The organism is Dehalococcoidia bacterium (genome assembly GCA_035528575.1).
Classification (GTDB): Bacteria; Chloroflexota; Dehalococcoidia; order E44-bin15; family E44-bin15; genus DATKYK01.
Window position 1 is genome coordinate 33209 of the sequence record DATKYK010000029.1, and the last position, 16371, is coordinate 49579.

The window sequence follows — 16371 nt, forward strand, 5'->3', positions numbered from 1 at the left end:
TAACCTTGGGCGCTATCTCCTCCCTACTACTACTTATTGCCGGCATAGGGGGCTATTTTATCACCGGTCAGGCACCCATAGATAATTGGGGGAAATGGGTGAAGCCGACCGATGAAGCGGTCAGTAGGCTGGATGAGGAGATCGAAGCATTCGAGGATGAGATGGATGAAGCAGTTGTGGGAGAATATATCGCACTGGAGCTAACCGAGGAGGAGGCCACCTCCAAACTGGACCAGCTCGCCAGGGCTGGAAATCTTTCCATAGATATAGAATATCCCCAGATCTACTTCAGGGATGGGATGGTGCGGGCTTTTGCCATAGTTGAAATGGGTATCGATGTGCAAGTAGCTATTCAGGCTAACATAGGGGTTAATGGTGAGATGCCTGACATAACGATTGAGAGCCTCAACCTGGGTAGAATTCCGATCCCCAAGGCACTCATCAACAGTATGATGACTGCCATAGAGCGAGCATTGGAGGAACGGTGGGAGGATCTTCACTTGCTGCTACAGGAGGTCACTATCGAGCAAGGCGAGATAATGATCGTGCTGGCAAAAAATTAGCCTTCAACGGAGCAACGACTTCAGGCTTCCTCCCCGCGCCATCTGTTTCATGAGCTTTTGTGTCTGGCGGAACTGGTTCAGGAGTTGATTGATCTCATGAGGCGTGGTGCCACTGCCCCGGGCGATGCGACGCCTCCTGCTCCCGTCGATAATCTCCGGGCTGCGCCGCTCCTGGGGGGTCATTGACAGGATGACCGCCTCAATAACCTTTAGTCTCCCCTCATCTACCGCGTCAGGGGCACGGCGGGCGATGGAGGAGAGCCCCGGTATCATCTCCACCAGTTGGCTCAGAGACCCCATCTTCTGCATCTCGCGGAGCTGCCCCAGAAAGTCTTCCAGATCGAGGGTTGCATGGCGCACCTTTTTCTCCAGTTTCCGCGCCCGCTCCTGGTCGAAGGTCTTCTCAGCCCTTTCGACCAGGGTGAGCATGTCACCCATCCCCAGGATACGCGATGCCAAACGGTCAGGGTGGAATGTTTCCAGGGCATCCAGTTTCTCACCGGTTCCGATAAACTTTACCGCCACCCCGGTGACCGCCTTAATTGAGAGGGCCGCCCCGCCTCTAGCATCGCCATCCATCTTGGTGAGGATGAGCCCGCTAAGCCCCAATTTTGTATGGAATTCCTCAGCGGCGCGAACCGCGTCCTGGCCGGTCATCGCATCCACCACCAGAAGCACCTCATCAGGCTTGAGCTCCCGTTTGATCTCCACCACTTCCTTCATCATAGCCCCATCTATATGGAGACGTCCGCCGGTGTCGGCTATTACCCAGGTAGCGGCCAGCTCCTTAGCACGCTTCAGTGCTTGGGCGCATACAGATACCGGGTTCGCATCCGCCCTATAAACGGGGATCTCCAGCCCCTTGCCCAGTGTAACGAGCTGCTCTACGGCAGCGGGTCGGCGGAGGTCAGCGGCAACGAGCAGCGGGCGCTGTCCCGAACTCCTTAGGTGAAGCGCCAGCTTTGCCGCTGTCGTTGTTTTCCCCGAGCCCTGAAGCCCAACGAGCATCATTACCGTCGGGGGACGAGGGGCCTGCGCCAGGTGACTGGGGGCTCCCCCTAAAATGATGGTAAGCTCCTCATTTACTACCTTGATCACCTGCTGCGACGGGGTGAGGCTCTCCAGCACCTCGCTACCCAGGGAGCGCTCCCGCAATCTAGCGATAAAATCCTTTACCACCTTAAAGTTAACATCAGCCTCCAGAAGCGCCAGCCTTACCTCCCGGAGCGCATCATCGACATCCTTTTCGGTGAGCCGACCCTTGCTCCCCAGCCGTTTAAAAACGCTCCCCAGCCTCTCCGATAATACCTCGAACATAAGCCACCTCAGACCAGCATCATTCTAATTGGCGTTGCGCCATTAATCAAGCTATAAGCTCTTGGCTCGGTTATGCTAGAATAAAGACTGTAACTGGAATGGGGTTATTATCACCTTGCTCACCTTTCATAGTGGCGTTGGGGAAATCAGCGGTAAAATTGCCTCTCCCAATATGGGACACCCGAATTTTTCTATATTTTTGGAGCGAGCTTTGCCCTGAAAGTAAGCTTCTGTTAGGAATTATTACCGCCATCAACAAATATTCAGCCTGGCGATTTAACTGATCTGGATATAATGCTCAAAGTCACGGGATTTTAAAAGGTAGAGGTTTTAACGATTCATACCGATAAGCCCGGAGCATTCCGACCTGTAATAAAGGTCTAGATAGGCAGATAGAAGTTATCGCCGATAATACAATTCTTGTGACCAATCCGACCTTAGAGGAGGTAAAAGATGATCCCCATTAGAATTGCGCTGCGAAACTTCATGTGCTATCTAGAAGGGGAGCTCTCCTTCGAAGGGCTTCATGTGGCCTGCCTTTGCGGCGACAACGGCAATGGAAAGTCGGCGCTCCTCGATGCGATAACCTGGGCACTGTGGGGGAAGGCAAGGGCAAAAAGCGACGACGAGCTCATTTATTTAGGAAGGACAGAGATGGGGGTGGAGTTCGAGTTCGCTGTTATGCAAGAAGGACGGGAGCGATACCGAGTTCTGCGCAAGCGGTCAAAACCAAAGCTTCGGGGAGCAGGGAAGACCCTGCTGGAGCTTCAGCAAGCCACGGATCAAGGCTACAGGTCAATCAGCGGAAACAGTGTTCGGGAAACGCAGCGAGAGATCGAGAAAATCTTGCGCATGAATTACGATACCTTTATCAATAGTACCTTCCTGCTCCAGGGTCACGCCGATGAATTCACCAAGAAGGAACCTTATAGACGCAAGGAAATCCTAGCTGACATCCTGGGTCTTTCCCGATACGATGAGCTGGAGGATCGGTCAAAGAATTACGCCAGGCAAAAGGATAGAGCCAAAAGGGACCTAGAGATTGCCATCGATAATATCAACGCCGAGTTGGCGAACAAAGCGGAGTACCAGACTCAGCTCCGAGAGGTGGGCGAGGCAATAGCCGAAGTGGAGAAGGAGCGGTGTGAATGGGAGAAGAAGGTCAATGCCCTTACAAATCAGAAGAGCGAGCTGGATTGGAGAAAAAAGCAACAGGAGGAGATAGAGGGACGCATTAAACAGGCGGGGGAAACGGTAAGCTCTTTCGAGTATCGGGTTCGAGATCATCACCAGAGGGCAGAAAAGTACGAGAAGGTGATTGCGGGCCACGAGGAGGAGCTTGCTAAAGTTCGTGTTCACCTCGATGCGGTGGCCAAGCAGGAAAGCGTGTTGGTGGGGAGGAGGGGAGAGTATGAAAAAACCTCCAATTTAATCCACCATGTCACCTCCGCCAATGCCAGCTTAAAGGAAGAGATGAAGCAGCTCAGAGAGAAGCTCGACATGCTATCCCAAGAGGAGGCAACGTGCCCCTTATGTGGCACCGAACTGGGAGTTGAGGGAAGGAGGAAGATTATGGCAAGCTACGAGGATGAGGGGCGGCAGAAGAAAGAGCTCTTTCGCACCAACGAGGATGAAAAAAGGCGCTTGGAAACGGGGTTAAATGCCTTGAAGCGAGAGATAGGCGAACTGGAGAGGATGACAAGGGAGGGGCGGGCACAATGGGATCGAGGCGCAGAGACCCTGGAGAAAGAACACACCGAGGCGGAAAGCTCCCTACCCAAGGAGAAGGAAGCCCTGGCCATGGCAGAGGAAAACCTGAGGCGCTGGCGCTCCACACTCGATGCCGATACCCAGAGACGGGATTCCATTAATGCAGATCTTGCCATCCTCCCTGAGCTCGAAGACAGCCTGAGCAGTGCACAGCAGACCCACAATGAGCTAACCAGAAGGGAGGCGCAAGGTCGCCAGAAGCTGGGGGAGATCCAGGCGAATCTGGGACGCTTCTCTTCCCTGGAGCTAAGCAGAGGAGAGAAGAAGGCCGAGCGCGATAATGTGACCAGGGAAGAAAAGATATACGAAGAGCTGGCCGCCGCCTTTGGCAAGAAGGGGATTCAGGCGCTCATCATCGATACGGCGCTCCCCGAGATCGAGGAGGAGGCTAACCGGCTGCTTGCCCGGATGACCGATAACCGGATGAGTGTGAAGATCGAAACGCAGCGGGCTTACAAGACCAAGAAAGAAGAGTCGGTGGAAACCCTCGATATAAATATATCGGACGAACTGGGCATGCGACGCTATGAGATGTACAGCGGCGGTGAGGCATTTCGGATCGACTTCGCGCTGCGCATCGCTCTTTCAAAACTGCTGGCACGGCGCGCGGGAGCACCCCTGCCCACGCTGATCATCGATGAGGGATTTGGCTCCCAGGACTCCAGCGGCAGGGAGCGGCTGGTGGAGGCTATAAACTCGATTCAGGACGACTTTGAGAAGATTTTGGTCATAACGCACATCGAGGATTTAAGGGATGCCTTCGATGAGCGCATTGAGGTGACCAAGGGCACTGAGGGCTCGCTGCTCAAGGTGAGCTGAGGATTGACAACGGGGCATTTTACGCTTAATCTTATTTTTATACTGCTCTAAGGAGGTTTATATGGCAATCGATGTAACGGTCAAAAAAACAGAGCCGATAACAGTGGCCTTCGTCTCAAAGAAGGGGCCCTACAGCCTGATTAGCGAGACATTTGGTACGCTCTATCGCTGGATCGGGGAGAAGAGCTTTGTGCCCGCCGGAGCGCCAATTGGGGTCTATTTCAACGCCCCCGGGCAGGTTCCCGACGAGGAACTGTTATGGGAACTCCGCAGCCCCATAGCGGGGGATGTAGCCCCGAGTGGTCCTGACGAGCAAGGCCTTGGTGTCAAGAAAGTGGAAGGTACACAGGTGGCTTCCACCATGCATAAGGGGCCTCATGATCAGGTGGGGGCTACTTATGGCGCGCTTGCAGGATGGATCGCGGAGAACGGATACGAGATCGTGGGCCCTTCGGAGGAAGTCTACCTCAGCGACCCGGATAAGACTCCTCCAGAGGAGCTGCTTACCGAGGTCCGCTTCCCGGTGCGCAAGCGATAGAGGGCTGGGGCTTTGCGAAGTGCGCAACATTTGGGCCAGCGAAGTATAAATTAAACACGCCTTTATATCCAGTTGTAAGCGAAAAAATCATGGATCATTTTCCCCAAGAGGAACACCCTCTATTGTAACGTATGTTCCGGTTCCAATAGCTATAAGCTCTCCACTGGAAGCCGACACTCGCATCTCAGCTACAGAAATGCGCTTACCTGACTTAATTACCCATCCCTCAGCGTGAAGTTCGCTTTCTTTCACCGGATTCAATAGGTGAATCTTAAATTCGCTTGTAGCAATCCAAATACCTTCATTGTGAGCTGCCACCGCAAACCAACCGGCGGTGTCTAACATAGTTGCTATTACTCCTCCGTGGATACCCTTGGCTGCATGATCAAGATTTGGATTATATGGGAGATTTATATATGCATGTCCTTGCTCATCAAACGAAAGAGCCATACCGAACAGTCTTGCTATCGGCGCTGCGCGAAATAGTTCAATTAAATTCTGTTGCCAAGCGGCATTCATTTTCCCTCCTCATTATCGTGGTTTATCGATACAATTGCACATGATAGCCACACATGCGAACCCATAGATAGCTCCATACCCTTTACCACCCAAGCTCTGCAGACTAGCTTCGTGCGAAGCATTTAGGAAAGCGAAGGGAGGCGTAATCTGGTGTTCGCCTCCCAGTCTATTGTTGTAATGCCAATACCCCGTGTTTAACCTTATCGCTTTGCCGAATATTTCTCTGCCAAGTCACCGGCAATGGGCAGCTTGAAGCGCTCCCCCTGGTAGGCCTTCACCATTAGTATGATCCACATCACAAAGGCAAAGAGTCCCCCGAGCGACGTGAGCACCATGAATAGAAGACCGATGAAGGGGATCAACTCCAAGATGCCAAAAACGATCATAACCGCGGTTACGGCACCGAAGAAAATGATGGACTGCACAGCGTGAAAGCGGACATACTCATCCTTCTCCTCAATCAGGTAGAATATCAGCCCGGTTATCCAGCCCAGCACATACGACAGCAGTGCGGCCACGTTGGGGTCAAGTCCAGTACTTTTCTTATCCTGGCTAATTTTTCACCTCCTCCATCGATGTCATTACATCAATTTTACAAGCCTATCTCATCGGCAATCGCTTTCATCGCCTCAAGACCCAGGGCGATGAACTCCTCAAGCTCAAGGCCGAGCTCGCTGCACGTGGTGATCTGCTCCCGATTTGCCCCGGCAGCAAATCTCTTCTCGCCGAAGCGCCTCATAAGCGACCTGGTGGTGAGTCCCTCAAGTTTCTCATCCGGGCGCACCAGAGAAGCGGCAACGATGAGCCCGGTGAGAGGGTCAGCGCAGAAAAGGGCCTTTCCCAGCAGGGTTTCAGGGGAGATACCGTGAGCTTCATTGTGGCAGAATATGGCTTGCGCCATCTCCTCCGATGCGCCAAGCTCCCGGGCTATGTCCGCCCCCAGCTCGCTATGAGCAAGCATATCACCCTCGGTGAGCTCTACATCGATGTCATGGAGCAGTCCGGTAAGCCCCCACACCCCCTCATCCTGGCCAAATTTTCTGGCCATCGCCCTCATGATAGACTCGGTGGCCAGCATGTGGTAGATGAGGTTCCGATTTTCCACATTGGCCTCGATGGAGTCCAGGGCATCGTCTCTGGTGAGTCTCTCTACCTCCACTTTTCGCTCTACGCCTCTCTCTCTGTCAACACCCAATAAGTCATACTGCCGAATTTATCCAGCCTATTTCCCCCACCTGCCGCGGGAAATCCTTGAGAGCAAGCGATCCCAGGTGTTGCCCGAAAGGTTGCCAACCCGGATCATACGCAGTATTAGATTTATCGCTTCCGCCTTTTCAGCGCCGTAGGCCTCATCCAGCCTTCCAACTGCTTCAGGGTCAGGCCTGGCATCGGAATCGGCCCAGTGCTGGGCATAGAGCAATGCTATGGCCTCATCTTCAGGGCAATTGTCCATGCTACCGGTGAGAAGCCCGGCGATTTCCTCTTGCTCAACCCCGCTCCGCAGGGCTTCTCTGGTGTGAAGCCAGCAACAGTAGCGGCAACCATAGACAGAGGTAACCGAGAGCATAAGCCTTTCTCTGAAGGCACTGGGTATCCGCTTTTCCCTCATTACCCGTCTGACATTCCTTACGTTCTTTGTTAGAAAGGATATATCCACAAAAAATTCCCCGATGCCATATGTCCTCTTACTGAACTTACGGTTCGCTATCCATGAGCTAGGTTGTCCTGTGTCTCTGGCCACATCAGGCTTCCTCATGCTTGAACCGCTTCCAACCTGTCGGAGTGCTTCGCCAGCATCCCCTTCAGGTATTGCCCGGTTAAGGAGCCATCCTCTTGAGCCACCTCCTCCGGCGTTCCTGTGGCGATGACATATCCCCCGCGATCGCCCGCACCCGGGCCGAGGTCGATCAGGTAGTCTGCGTTCTTAATCATATCGAGGTGGTGCTCGATGAGGAGCACGGTATTACCCCAATCGACGAGGCGATGGAGCACCCTGAGCAATGCGGCGGCATCCTCGAAGGAGAGCCCTGTAGTCGGCTCATCGAGGATATATAGCGTCTTTCCCGTAGAGCGCTTGGAAAGCTCGGTGGCAAGCTTCACCCGTTGCGCCTCACCTCCAGAGAGGGTGGTTGCCGGCTGCCCCAGCTTGACGTATCCCAATCCAACATCCTTCAGTGTTTCCAGCTTGCTTTTCACCTTGGGAAAATGCTCAAATAGCGATAGCGCCTCCGCAACGCTCATCTCCAGGATCTCGGTAATGTTCTTTCCCTTGAACCGGATCTCCAGCGCCTCGCGATTATAGCGCTTCCCCTCGCAAACTTCGCAGGGTACGGTTACATCGGGCAAAAACTGCATCTCGATTTGGATATAGCCTCCACCGCGACAGGCCTCACACCTGCCACCCTTAACATTAAACGAAAAACGCCCCGGGGGATAGCCGCGCATTCGAGCCTCAGGCACGGTGGAGAATAGCTCACGAATCAGGGTGAAGGCACCAGTATAGGTTGCCGGGTTTGAGCGAGGGGTTCGCCCGATGGGCGACTGGTCGATATTCACCACCTTATCGATGTGCTCCAGCCCCTCGATGCCATCACACTCGCCAGGGCGGTCCTTGGCTTTGTAGAATATCTGGGCCAGCTTCTTATAGAGGATCTCGTCGATAAGGGTGCTCTTGCCCGAACCCGATACGCCAGTGATGCAAACGAACCTCCCCAGAGGGATAGTGACATCGATATCCTTGAGGTTATTCTGACGCGCCCCCCTAATCACCATTTCCTTCCCGGAGCCGGGGCGGCGCCTTTTAGGGAGTGAAATCTCCTTTCGCCCACTCAGGTAATCGCCAGTGCTGGAACCGTGACAGTCCATGATCTCAGCGATGGTTCCCGTGACAACGATCTCCCCCCCACGCTCACCGGCACCGGGGCCCATATCTATAATGTGGTCGGCGGCTCGCATCATCGCCTCATCGTGCTCCACCACCAGGATAGTATTACCCAGATCCCTCAACTTCTTCAGGGTCTCGATGAGGCAATAGTCATCAGCAGGATGGAGTCCCACCGTAGGCTCATCGCAAATATATAGTACCCCCATGAGTCCGCTGCCGATCTGGGTGGCAAGGCGAATTCGCTGCGCCTCTCCGCCTGAGAGGGTACTTGATGGACGATCGAGGTTGAGATAGTCCAGCCCCACATCTCTCAAGAAGCCGAGGCGAGCGTTAATCTCCTTGAGGATCTGGCGGCCGATGAGCAGTTCGCGCTCGCTGAGCAGCGCCTTCCCACTCCCATCGCCACTGAGCTGTCCCAGCCATGCCATCTCCTGCTCAATGGACATCGCGTTAACCTGAGCGATGTTTTTATCCCAGATTGTTACTGACAGGGACTCTGGCTTTAATCTCTGCCCCTGACATACGGGACAGGGGTGGATTGTCATAGAGCGCTCTATCTCGGCACGTATGTACTCGGACTCGGTTTCCCTGAAACGCCGTTCCAAATTTGGGATCACACCCTCAAACGGTATATCATACTGATAAGTTCGCCCTAGCTGAGTCTCATGCCTCAGTGTCACTCGCTGGCTGCCGCTGCCGTAGAGGATAATGTCAATCTGCTGCGGGGTGAGGTTCTTAACCCGCTCGTTAATCGAGAAGCCATACCTTCGGGCTATAGACTCCAGCATGCTGGCATACCATGGACTCATTGAGCCTGCCCGGGTCCAGGGCCGGATTGCCCCTTCAGCAATGGATAGCTCTCGATTGGGAAGGACCAGGTCGGGGTCGATCTCCATCTTTACCCCCAGCCCGGTGCAGACGGGACAGGCACCGTGGGGGCTATTGAAGCTGAATGTTCGGGGTTCGATCTCGCCCAGGTTTATACCGCATCGCATGCAGGCAAAGTGCTCCGAGAAGAGAAGTTCCTCCCCATCGATGACCTTAACCAGCACCACCCCACTCCCCAGCTTGAGCGAGGTCTCCACTGAGTCGGCGAGGCGACCTCTCTGCTCCGCACTCTCAATGACCAGCCTGTCTACCACTGCCTCAATACTATGCTGCCTGTATCTATCCAGGTCGAAATCCTCGGCGAGGTCATGGATGCTGCCATCGACCCTCACCCGCACATATCCTGCCTTTCGCATGTCCTCAAAGACCCCCTCATGCTCTCCCTTTCGGTCCTTGATCAACGGGGCCATGACCATGATCGCAGTCCCAGGGGGGAGCTCCAGAAGCGCATCGACGATCTGCTGAATCGTTTGCTGGGAGATCTCTTGTCCGCAATTGGGGCAGTGGGGGTGACCCACCCGGGCAAAGAGCAACCTTAGATAGTCATAGACCTCGGTCACCGTGCCCACTGTGGAACGGGGATTTCTCCCCGGCCCCTTCTGGTCGATGGAGATGGCCGGGCTGAGCCCCTCAATATAGTCCACATCTGGCTTCTCCATCCGACCGAGGAACTGGCGGGCATAAGCGGATAGGGATTCCACATAGCGGCGTTGCCCTTCGGCATAAATAGTATCAAAGGCTAGCGAGCTCTTACCAGAGCCTGAAACACCCGTGATTACCACCAGCCTGTCCCTGGGGATGGCGACATCGATATTTTTCAGGTTATGCTCTCTGGCACCTTTAACGATTATTGCATCCAGCGGCATGGCAACTGCCTCATTAGTAATGTATTTGGTAACTCTCCATTTTAGCACGGTAGAGAAAGCCAAACAAGTTATATTGCATTTGTAGAGCCACTGGTATATACTCATTTCTAAGGTTGACCTAGATTGGCGTTTCGGCGTCACGGCCCCGCGCCGGTGGTCTGGTGGTTTATTCAGGTAAAAGTAAACACCGGCAAACCGGGTCTTGAAGCTGTATCGACAAGAGTTAACCAGACAGTAAAGGAGGGAGGGTCGATATGGCTTTCCAGGACAAGACTCTGGTATGTCGCGATTGCGGCAAAGAATTCGTATTCACTGCTGGCGAGCAGGAATTCTACATGTCGCGCGGACTAGAGAGCGAACCCACTCGTTGCAAGGAGTGTCGCTTGGAGAAGCGACGAACTCGCTTTGGTGGAGCCCGTGAGATGCACTCTGCAATCTGTGCTACTTGCGGTCAGGAGTGCGAGGTTCCCTTTGAGCCCAGGGGTGATCGACCAGTGTACTGTAATGAATGCTTTGCCAAGAGTAAGAAGTAGCCGCTGATACTCCAACCGCTTGAAAGCCGAGATGCCCCATAAGCATACCTCGGCTTTTTTATCCTGGAGGGTACGATGAATGTTGGCACCTGCAAGGTTAGGCTTCGCCTGCCAGAGAACGGCTCCCTCAAAGGGAAGCGACAGGTTTCAAAGTCCATCATTGAACGTGTGAAGAATAGATACAACGTTTCTATAGCCGAGGTCGATGACCAAGACCTCTGGCAACTCCTCACCCTGGGGATAACCTGTGTCAGCACCAGCGGGCCTCATGCCAATGAGATCCTATCGAAGGTGGTGTATTTCATACAGCAGAGCAAGTTTGATATGGAAATGCTCGATTACGAGATAGAGATCATCCACGCCCCCTAAAATGGACACCCTAGCCTTTCTTGACCAGCTTAAAGAGCACCCCTCCTACAGGAATCAGATTGCCCATGTTGAGCAGATAGCCAGCCGCCAGCAAAGCTATGGCGAGCTGGCCGAACCTCTCCACCCCACGCTCCATAGCTACCTGGAAGCGGCGCACCTGCTCCCCCTTTATAGCCACCAGGCGCAGGCGATAAACGCCGCCCGCTCGGCGAAGAATGTCTTTATAGTCACCCCCGCGGCCAGCGGCAAGACCCTCTGCTACAACGTGCCGGTGCTGGATGCGGCACTTAACGACACGAGGAGTTGTGCTCTCTATCTCTTCCCCACCAAGGCGCTCTCACAGGATCAGCTCCGGGGCTTACGAGAGCTTTTCGCTCTGCCCCAACCTTCATCCCCCATTCTTGCCCTCCCCGGACTGGATTGTGCCATCTTCGATGGCGATACCCCGCCAGAGGAGCGGGGTGAGATCAAGCGGTCATCTCGGCTGGTGCTCACCAACCCCGATATGCTTCACCTGGGCATTCTACCCAACCACCAGTCCTGGTCAAGGTTTCTGCACCATCTTCGCTATGTGGTAGTAGATGAGGCCCATGTCTATAGGGGCATCTTTGGCTCCCATGTAGCCAACGTGCTGCGCCGGCTGAGGCGGCTCTCGGCCCTCTATGGGGCAAATCCCCAGTTTATCTGTTGCTCGGCCACCATCGCCAACCCAGGAGAGCATATCGAGCGTCTGGTGGACCTCCCCTTCGAGGTAATCGATAAGGATGGCTCCCCCTACGGAGGGAAGGATTTCGTCTTCTGGAATCCCCCGGTCATTGACCGTGCCAGGGCAACCAGGCGCAGCGCCAATACCGAGGCCACCCTGCTACTCACCGAGCTGGTGAGCGGGGGGTGGCGAACCATCACCTTCGCCCGAACACGTAAGCTCACCGAGCTCATCTACATCTATGCCAGGGAACAACTGGCCAAGGATAGAGCTGAGCTGGCCCAGAGAATAAAACCCTACCGGGCTGGCTACCTCCCGGAGGAGCGACGTCAGATTGAGCGCCAGCTCTTCGAGGGTGATCTTCTGGGAGTGGTGGCGACCACCGCCCTGGAGCTTGGGATCGATATTGGAAGCCTCGATGCCACCGTGCTCACCGGCTACCCGGGGAGCATTGCCAGCACCTGGCAGCAGGCGGGAAGGAGTGGACGGGGTGGGGAAAGGTCACTCAGCTTTCTCATCGCTCTGGACAACCCCCTGGACCAGTATTTCATGCGACATCCTGAGGCATTCTTCGGTAAGGGTTTCGAGTATGTCCTCATCAATCAGGCTAACCCCTATATACTGAAGCACCATCTCCTTTGCGCCGCCTGGGAGCGCCCCCTGGATGACAGAGATGGAGATATTTTCGGTACCAGCTTCGCCCGGGCAAGGGATGAGCTCATGGATGAGGGGCTACTCAGGAATCGCCAGAGGAGGTATTATCCCTCGCCCCGCCTCACCTACCCCGCCGAAGGGGTGAACATCCGTTCCGCATCCTCGGATCGCTATACCGTGGTCGATGTCTCTCAAGGCAACCGGGAGATGGAGACGGTAGAGGCGGCGGTGGCTTTTTTTCAGATTCACCCCGGCGCCATCTACCTTCACCAGGGGGAATCCTTCCTGGTTAGTGAGCTGGATATCCCATCGCGCACCGCATATGCCCGGCCCATAGATGCCGATTACTACACCCAGACAAAAGACACCACCGACCTCTCGATCTCCAAGGTGAATTTGGAAAAGGAGGCACTAGGGGTTAAGGTCCACCTAGGCGAGGTGACGGTGACCACGACAGTAGTGAGCTTTAGAAAGCGCAGGCAGTTCACCGAGGAAATTATCGGGGAGGAGCCACTGGATCTGCCATCACAGACCTTTCCCACCATCGCCCTCTGGTTCGATATCCCGAGCCATGTTATCCCCCAGCTTGCCACAGGGGGGCTCGATCTCGCCGGCGGTCTTCATGCTACTGAGCACGCAGCCATCGCACTCCTCCCCCTTTTCGCTCTGTGCGATAGAAACGACATCGGGGGCCTTTCCACGCCGGCCCACCCCGACACCGGGAATGCCCAGGTATTTATCTATGATGCCTACCCCGGCGGAATCGGCATCGCCGAGAAGGGCTTCGAACTGATCGAGCAGCTCTGGCAGGCAACGCTTAAGGCGATCTCTGAGTGCCCCTGCGAGAGCGGCTGTCCCAGTTGCATTCAATCGCCCAAGTGCGGCAATAACAACGAGCCCCTGGATAAGAGGGCAGCACAGCTCATCCTGGAAGCGCTGGTGAGGCGTAACACTCCAGTGCCGTAAACGCCTAAACACGCTCGTAAAAGAAAAGACTCAGGTTTCCACCGCGTATTAGTATTGATGAGGGTACAGGCTTACCTAGCTATGTAGACGATTAGAAGTCATCTGGTCGCGTTTATATATATGGGCGACACTCTATAGCTAGTATTATCACCTCACCCATACTACCCCGGAGATTACTTTGTCCCCTACACGTCGGGGTCCTCGCAACAACGATTCAACTGCCTGCATGCACACCACCTCTATGATTGTTTTGTAAACCGAAGCAGAAAAGCCGTACCACTTTTCGCCCCAAATCGGCATCGCAACGATAGCGCCAACTGTTTAGCGGCAATAATAAATAGTATACTGGACGAGTTCATCCTGTTTGCCATTGGCCCAGATTGTGGTAAAATTGGCGGGTAAGGTGGCTACAGATGAGTACGGTCGGTAAAAAGGACGAGAAGCTAAATATCGAGACCATAAAGTGGGGCAAGATCACCTGGCTCAACATCGAAAAGCCTACCAGGTCGGACATGGATTACCTTGCTAAGAACTACCTGTTTAACCCTTTTGACCTGGAGGACTGCCTCTCAAGGATCGAGCGTCCCAAGATAGATGAATATCAAAATTACCTTTTTCTAGTGCTTCACTTCCCGGTATTTAAAATGGAGGCGCGGGTGACCGCGCCCAGCCAGGTCTCCATCTTTATCGGCGAGGGCTTCGTGGTTACGGTTCACACCGGCGATCTCAAGCCTCTGGAGAAACTTTTTAATGATTGCCAGCAGAATGAACGGGCGCGGGAGGAGCACATGGCGCGCAGCTCGGGCTATCTCCTTTACCGCATCCTCGACCGGCTGGTGGACTACTGCTTTCCTATCACGAATAGGATTATCGTTAATGTGGAGGAGGCAGAGGACCATCTTTTCAGCGAGCCAGCCCGTGATACGGTTCGAGAGATCTCGATTCTCAGACGGGACATCATGGCCTATCGCCGCATTATTCGCCCCCAGCCCTCTATCCTTAAATCTCTGGAGGTTAGGGACTACCCCTTCCTCAGGGAGGACCTCGATGTTTACTTCGGTGACATCGGCGACCACATTGGCAAGATCTCCGAGACCTTGGATGAGTATAAGGAGGTGGTGGAGGGGCTAAGTGCCACCAGCGACTCCCTTTTCTCTCACCGCACCAATGAGGTAATGAAGATGCTCACTGTTCTAGGGACCATTCTCCTCCCCCTGCTAGTGATCTCAGGTCTCTATGGCATGAACGTCCCTTTACCCTTCGAGGATAGCTCCTTCGCATTTCTGTTCATAATTCTGGTAACGCTGTGTGTCTCCGGGAGTATGCTGGGCTATTTCCGCTACAGAAGATGGTTCTGATAAACGTTGCGACACCCCTATATGATGGTGAGTTTCGGTGGAAACTAGGTTCTCAGGGCGCTTCGTAGTTGTCGTCGCCATCTTCATTACCTGCCTCATCACTGCGAACATTATAGCCGTCAAGTTGATCCCCACCGGCATCGGCGGTGGTGCCCTACCCGCCGCCATCATAATCTTCCCCCTGAGCTATATCTTCGGCGACATCCTCACCGAGGTCTATGGCTACCGCACCGCCAGAAGGGTTATATGGCTAGGCTTTACCTGCAACCTGATTGCAGTCATCGCCATCTGGCTCGGAGGGTTACTACCACCAGCTTCAGAGTGGGAACACCAGACAGCTTATGAGACAATCCTGGGCTATGCGCCAAGGTTGCTTCTTGCCTCCTTCGCCGCCTACCTCATAGGGGAGTTCGCCAATTCTTTCATTCTGGCCAAGATGAAGATCGCAACCAGGGGGCGATGGCTATGGACCAGGACCATCGGCTCCACCATCGTCGGGCAGGGTCTGGATTCCGCAGTTTTCATCTCCATTGCCTTTGCCGGGACACTATCCTGGTGGCTTATTGGCACCACCATATTGACCCACTGGCTGGTGAAGACAGGATATGAAACGGTAGCCACTCCATTCACCTACGCGATAGTAAATTACCTGAAAAAGAAAGAGGGTATCGATACCTACGATTACGACACCAAGTTCAATCCTTTACGAGTTTCGGATTGAGCCCGTTCACCCGCGAGAAGCTACACAGATAACACATGGGGGATACTAATATGGAACTGGAGATACTTGGCGCTCACAACTGCGAGTCTAAGGAGGCGAGGCTCACCTCTCTACTTATCGATGGTACTATTGCCATCGACGTCGGCAGCCTCACTGCAAGCCTCTCAATCGAAGAGCAGAGAAGGGTAAGAGCGATCCTCATCACCCACCGCCACTTCGATCATATCAGGGACATGGCCACCTTCGGCATGAATGTCTACATGGCGGGTCCAATAAATATCTATGCCCTGGATAGCGTGCTCGCTGCGATTTCCACTCACATCTTAAACGACGTGCTCTATCCAGACTTCCAAAACAAACCATCCCCCCAGAAACCAGCCTTCAAATTCTGCCCCCTGGAGCCAAACAAGGAGGTGATTATCGAGGGATATGCTGTTTTGCCCCTCCCGGTGAACCATCCTGTCCCCACAATAGGCTATCAGGTCACTGCCCCAGATAAAAAGAGCATCTTTTACACAGCGGATACGGGAAGGAATCCCTCGTCCCTCTGGGAGGCGGTCTCGCCAGGGCTCCTTGTCACTGAGGTGAGCTTACCTAATAAGTACGAGCCTTTCGCACAGGAGACCGGGCATCTTACCCCGCGACTTTTGAAGCAGGAGCTTCTTGATTTCAAGAGGGTCAGGGGATACCTGCCTCCCGTCGTCACGATCCACCTGAGCCCCCACGTTGAGGCTGAGATCGAGGAAGAGGTGGCACAGGTTGCCAAAGAACTGGCAGCGGATATAACCCTGGGCAATGAGGGAATGAAGGTCTTTATCTAGCGAACCGGGCAAGAAGGACAAAAAGCCTCCGCAATATTTTAAAGGAGCGATATAGCTCAATTAGTTATATTTGGTGATA

Annotated in this window: 15 protein-coding genes; 9 read left to right on the top strand and 6 right to left on the bottom strand. The window is 54.1% G+C overall.

Features of this window, described 5'->3' with window-relative positions:
- Positions 1-98: 98 nt before the first annotated feature.
- The gene (locus tag VMX96_06815) at positions 99-563 is read left to right on the top strand and encodes a hypothetical protein (protein ID HUU63609.1); all 465 of its coding nucleotides are present in this window, start codon (positions 99-101) and stop codon (positions 561-563) included.
- A 3-nt stretch (positions 564-566) separates the two neighbouring features.
- Here VMX96_06815 and ffh read toward each other — a convergent pair whose 3' ends face one another.
- The gene (gene ffh / locus VMX96_06820; protein HUU63610.1) at positions 567-1880 is read right to left on the bottom strand and encodes a signal recognition particle protein; all 1314 of its coding nucleotides are present in this window, start codon (positions 1878-1880) and stop codon (positions 567-569) included.
- 453 nt (positions 1881-2333) lie between these two features.
- Between ffh and VMX96_06825 the strand changes: the two genes are divergently transcribed.
- Positions 2334-4469, top strand: coding sequence for an SMC family ATPase (locus VMX96_06825; GenBank protein HUU63611.1), 2136 nt, complete (start codon positions 2334-2336; stop codon positions 4467-4469).
- Between the two features lie 61 nt (positions 4470-4530).
- Positions 4531-5007, top strand: a complete 477-nt coding sequence (locus VMX96_06830; protein ID HUU63612.1) for a GyrI-like domain-containing protein — start codon at positions 4531-4533, stop codon at positions 5005-5007.
- A gap of 87 nt (positions 5008-5094) precedes the next feature.
- On the opposite strand, the gene VMX96_06835 is transcribed toward VMX96_06830, so the two are convergent.
- From VMX96_06835 to uvrA, 5 genes are all read right to left on the bottom strand, one after another.
- Positions 5095-5526 carry a PaaI family thioesterase gene (locus VMX96_06835; GenBank protein HUU63613.1) on the bottom strand — a complete coding sequence of 144 codons (432 nt, stop codon included), beginning with the start codon at positions 5524-5526 and terminating at the stop codon, positions 5095-5097.
- Positions 5527-5726: 200 nt separating this feature from the next.
- On the bottom strand, positions 5727-6044 hold the full coding sequence (locus tag VMX96_06840) for a DUF4870 domain-containing protein (GenBank protein ID HUU63614.1): 318 nt from the start codon (positions 6042-6044) through the stop codon (positions 5727-5729).
- A 74-nt stretch (positions 6045-6118) separates the two neighbouring features.
- Positions 6119-6685, bottom strand: a complete 567-nt coding sequence (locus VMX96_06845; GenBank protein HUU63615.1) for an HD domain-containing protein — start codon at positions 6683-6685, stop codon at positions 6119-6121.
- A gap of 63 nt (positions 6686-6748) precedes the next feature.
- Positions 6749-7282: a carboxymuconolactone decarboxylase family protein gene (locus VMX96_06850; protein HUU63616.1), complete on the bottom strand. Its 534-nt coding sequence runs from the start codon at positions 7280-7282 to the stop codon at positions 6749-6751.
- Positions 7279-10164, bottom strand: coding sequence for an excinuclease ABC subunit UvrA (gene uvrA / locus VMX96_06855; protein HUU63617.1), 2886 nt, complete (start codon positions 10162-10164; stop codon positions 7279-7281). Before uvrA ends, VMX96_06850 begins: the two co-directional genes overlap by 4 nt.
- 254 nt (positions 10165-10418) lie before the next feature.
- Between uvrA and VMX96_06860 the strand changes: the two genes are divergently transcribed.
- The 6 genes from VMX96_06860 (at position 10419) to VMX96_06885 (ending at position 16292) form a co-directional block, all read left to right on the top strand.
- The gene (locus VMX96_06860; GenBank protein HUU63618.1) at positions 10419-10697 is read left to right on the top strand and encodes a zinc-ribbon domain containing protein; all 279 of its coding nucleotides are present in this window, start codon (positions 10419-10421) and stop codon (positions 10695-10697) included.
- Positions 10698-10772: 75 nt separating this feature from the next.
- The gene (locus VMX96_06865; protein HUU63619.1) at positions 10773-11066 is read left to right on the top strand and encodes a DUF503 domain-containing protein; all 294 of its coding nucleotides are present in this window, start codon (positions 10773-10775) and stop codon (positions 11064-11066) included.
- Position 11067: 1 nt separating this feature from the next.
- Positions 11068-13392 carry a DEAD/DEAH box helicase gene (locus tag VMX96_06870; protein ID HUU63620.1) on the top strand — a complete coding sequence of 775 codons (2325 nt, stop codon included), beginning with the start codon at positions 11068-11070 and terminating at the stop codon, positions 13390-13392.
- Between the two features lie 413 nt (positions 13393-13805).
- Positions 13806-14750, top strand: a complete 945-nt coding sequence (locus VMX96_06875; GenBank protein HUU63621.1) for a magnesium transporter CorA family protein — start codon at positions 13806-13808, stop codon at positions 14748-14750.
- A gap of 37 nt (positions 14751-14787) precedes the next feature.
- The gene (locus VMX96_06880) at positions 14788-15471 is read left to right on the top strand and encodes a queuosine precursor transporter (protein ID HUU63622.1); all 684 of its coding nucleotides are present in this window, start codon (positions 14788-14790) and stop codon (positions 15469-15471) included.
- A 50-nt stretch (positions 15472-15521) separates the two neighbouring features.
- Positions 15522-16292, top strand: a complete 771-nt coding sequence (locus VMX96_06885) for a 3',5'-cyclic-nucleotide phosphodiesterase (GenBank protein HUU63623.1) — start codon at positions 15522-15524, stop codon at positions 16290-16292.
- Positions 16293-16371: the final 79 nt, after the last annotated feature.

Coding starts and splice junctions, on each gene's coding strand:
- ffh (HUU63610.1), bottom strand. CDS start 1,880: ATGTTCGAGGTATTATCGGAGAGGCTGGGGAGCGTTTTTAAACGGCTG.
- VMX96_06825 (HUU63611.1), top strand. CDS start 2,334: ATGATCCCCATTAGAATTGCGCTGCGAAACTTCATGTGCTATCTAGAA.
- VMX96_06830 (HUU63612.1), top strand. CDS start 4,531: ATGGCAATCGATGTAACGGTCAAAAAAACAGAGCCGATAACAGTGGCC.
- VMX96_06835 (HUU63613.1), bottom strand. CDS start 5,526: ATGAATGCCGCTTGGCAACAGAATTTAATTGAACTATTTCGCGCAGCG.
- VMX96_06850 (HUU63616.1), bottom strand. CDS start 7,282: ATGAGGAAGCCTGATGTGGCCAGAGACACAGGACAACCTAGCTCATGG.
- uvrA (HUU63617.1), bottom strand. CDS start 10,164: ATGCCGCTGGATGCAATAATCGTTAAAGGTGCCAGAGAGCATAACCTG.
- VMX96_06860 (HUU63618.1), top strand. CDS start 10,419: ATGGCTTTCCAGGACAAGACTCTGGTATGTCGCGATTGCGGCAAAGAA.
- VMX96_06865 (HUU63619.1), top strand. CDS start 10,773: ATGAATGTTGGCACCTGCAAGGTTAGGCTTCGCCTGCCAGAGAACGGC.
- VMX96_06870 (HUU63620.1), top strand. CDS start 11,068: ATGGACACCCTAGCCTTTCTTGACCAGCTTAAAGAGCACCCCTCCTAC.
- VMX96_06875 (HUU63621.1), top strand. CDS start 13,806: ATGAGTACGGTCGGTAAAAAGGACGAGAAGCTAAATATCGAGACCATA.
- VMX96_06885 (HUU63623.1), top strand. CDS start 15,522: ATGGAACTGGAGATACTTGGCGCTCACAACTGCGAGTCTAAGGAGGCG.